General features: G+C 60.4%; 1 protein-coding gene. It reads right to left on the bottom strand.

Annotated elements, in window-relative coordinates; all coding sequences use genetic code 11:
- Nucleotides 1–105 precede the first annotated feature (105 nt).
- Nucleotides 106–983: 3-keto-5-aminohexanoate cleavage protein (locus tag C9413_RS32410; protein ID WP_170251619.1), on the bottom strand; the 878-nt coding region annotated here is incomplete at its 5' end.

Here is a 983-nt window from a genome sequence, read left to right as displayed (position 1 = left end):
TGCCTGAACTGTTATCTTATCAGCTGCGTCGACCATGATATGACGTCATACCTCATAAAATCCAAATCTATGCCGCGTCTGTGCGGGCCGCATGCCGTATTGGTTCTACGCGCCGTCCAGTTCGAGGATCGCGCGTGCCTCTTGGGGTGTAGCGGGCTCACGTCCGACTTTTTGGGCGATCTCGACAGCGCGCGATATGACATCCGCGTTCGTGGGCATACCGAACTCGCGATAGGGATAGTCGCCTATTCCTATAGCCATGTGGCCGCCCAGGCGGCAGATCGCAGGAGCGATGTTCAACAGATTGCCCCCAAGGCAATTGACCGTCCATTCGATCGGCCGGTCGTCAGGCAGAAATGCAAGATGCGCCATGAGCCCCGCCTCGGTCGGCGGATGCCCGGTGATGTATCGCCCTCCCGTTAGGTGCAGGAGAAAGTAGGCAGGCCCTCGCACAAGGCCCGCGTCCATCAGAGCGATCGCGCGGCGCGTGAACCCAACAGACCAGGAAACCAGCTTCGGCTTTACGCCCTTTGCGGCCAAGGTACGCGCGTAGTGCGCGAGACTTTCGGTCGTGTTGAGATACAAACGTTCTGGATTTTCGAACCTGCGCGTCTCGGCATCCCAAAGCTCGAGATTGGCCGAACCGGTATCGATGGGCGCAATGTCGGGCTTCGTAGCAGGGTCCAATGCCAGGGTTGCGACCGTGTCGATGCGCTTCATGGCGTCGGCATCATTCGAGATAAAGCCGAGCGTGGGAAGGATGAGTAGATCGGTCGCCCGCCTGACTTCGCGGATGATTTCGGCGTTTGCCTCAACGGTGTTTGTCGCACCGCCGTCGGCTGTCCTGGCGTGATAGTGCAGGATCGCCGCTCCCGCCTTGCGGGCTGCAACGGCGGCCTCAACGATCTCGTCGGCGGTGGATGGGGTAGTAGGGTTGGATGTGGGCGGCGCGGCGTCGTTGACGCTGGCTTCGGGGAGGCTTT

It is taken from the genome of Rhizobium sp. SEMIA 4085 (genome assembly GCF_013004495.1).
GTDB classification, from domain to species: Bacteria; Pseudomonadota; Alphaproteobacteria; order Rhizobiales; family Rhizobiaceae; genus Rhizobium; species Rhizobium gallicum.
The sequence above is the reverse complement of the archived record's forward strand: the minus strand, read 5'-3'. Positions and strand labels throughout refer to the sequence as shown.